The sequence below is a fragment of the Pseudomonas sp. K5002 genome (assembly GCF_013386655.1).
Taxonomy (GTDB): domain Bacteria; phylum Pseudomonadota; class Gammaproteobacteria; order Pseudomonadales; family Pseudomonadaceae; genus Aquipseudomonas.
Map to the genome: position 1 here is coordinate 1 of NZ_JACARK010001082.1, position 1446 is coordinate 1446.

General features: G+C 62.4%; 2 protein-coding genes and 1 pseudogene. 2 read left to right on the forward strand and 1 reads right to left on the reverse strand.

Annotated features, from left to right (window positions below; translation table 11 throughout):
* Together HX846_RS33365 and HX846_RS33370 are read left to right on the forward strand one after the other, a co-directional pair.
* On the forward strand, nt 1-390 hold a 390-nt coding region (locus HX846_RS33365), incomplete at its 5' end, for a methyl-accepting chemotaxis protein (protein WP_256740249.1).
* Between the two features lie 108 nt (nt 391-498).
* Nucleotides 499-756: pseudogene (locus HX846_RS33370) on the forward strand (terminase); the annotation flags it as partial.
* A gap of 19 nt (nt 757-775) precedes the next feature.
* On the opposite strand, the gene HX846_RS33375 reads toward HX846_RS33370, so the two are convergent.
* Nucleotides 776-1446, reverse strand: a 671-nt coding sequence (locus HX846_RS33375; protein WP_178967066.1) for an acyl-CoA thioesterase II, incomplete at its 5' end; no start/stop codon positions are given.

Here is a 1446-nt window from a genome sequence, read left to right on the forward strand (position 1 = left end):
GTGCGCAACCTGGCCAAGCGGGTGCAAAGCTCCACCGATGAAATCACCCGCATGGTGTCCGCCCTGCAAGCCGGCACCCGGGACGCGGTGGATTTCATGCAGGAAAGCTCGTTCAAGGCCGACGACTGTGTGCAACAGGCTCAAGAAGCCGGGATTGCCCTCGCCGAGATCACCGGCGCGGTGGCGCAGATGCGTGAGAGCAACACGCAGATTGCCGTGGCTGCCGAGCAGCAAAGCCATGTGGCCGAGGAAATGAACCGAGCGGTGGTGAGCATTCGGGACGTCACCGAAAACACCGTGCAGCAGACGGTAGACTCGGCGACCACCAGCAATGAGCTGGCAACCCTGGCCGGGGAACTGAGCAAGGCCATCGGCCAGTTGCGGCTCTAACCCCTAAAGGGATGGCTATGGCCCCCATAGCCATCCTTGATTCGCAGCCCCACCCTGCCCGACCTAAACTCTGCTCAAGATGTTTCAACGGACAGAGGAATCACGATCATGGGCAAACGTCATCCAAATATCCCCGCCTGGCAATGGCGCACCCACCCGCAAAATCACCAGCACGGGACCAATCAAGTGTTGCAGTTGATTGCGCTGCCACTCCTGGTCATCGGTTTTCTGTTGATGGCATCGGGCGTGTTCAGCGAGAACCTGGCGAGTGCCGCCATCGGTATCGTCGGCATTCTGGCAGCCCTTGCATTGCAGCATCACGGTCGTCGCCTGGAGGCACGCGGCAGCGACGCCTCCAGCGATCAACACTTGCTGGTCTGAGGACTCAGGCGAACACCACCACCGACTGGCGGCTGATAGCGATCAACTGGCCGTCGGGGCTCCACAACTGCGCAGCCGCATGGCCATAGCCATCGCGGGCGTGCTCGATGTGGACCAGGTATTGGCACCAGTCCAGGGTGCTCAGGTTTTGCAGCGGCTGGACAAACTCGATGGTCCAAGTCAGGGTGCTGCCGGCCGCCGGTTGTTTCAGGTGCGGCAACACCGACGGTGGCCACGCATCCACCAGCGCGAGGATGTGCGCTTCGGTCAGCGGCTCTTCTTTTACATCGCCACGCAAGCGCACCCAGCCGCCCATCTCCCGGGATGTATTGCCGGTGAACGGCAGGCCACCGACGCTCCAGCGCATCGCCAGGTGGCGCATGAACTCCGGCGTCACGCCTTTGATGTAGGGCAACTCCTGGCATTCATCCCAATGCTTGAAGGTGGGCGCCGGTTCGGCGGCGACGTCAATCTGCGAAGGCCGTGATGCGCCAAAACTGGCCTGCACCAGGGTCATCGTTTCACCGTTCTGCACCACACGTCCCAGCACTTGGCTGACGGCCTTGCCTTCGCGCAGCACTTCGACTTCGTAGCGGGCCGGCACTTCCGGCGCCACCGGCCCCACAAAGGTGATCGCCAGTGAGCGCAACGGGCGATCCGCCGGGACTTTCGCCC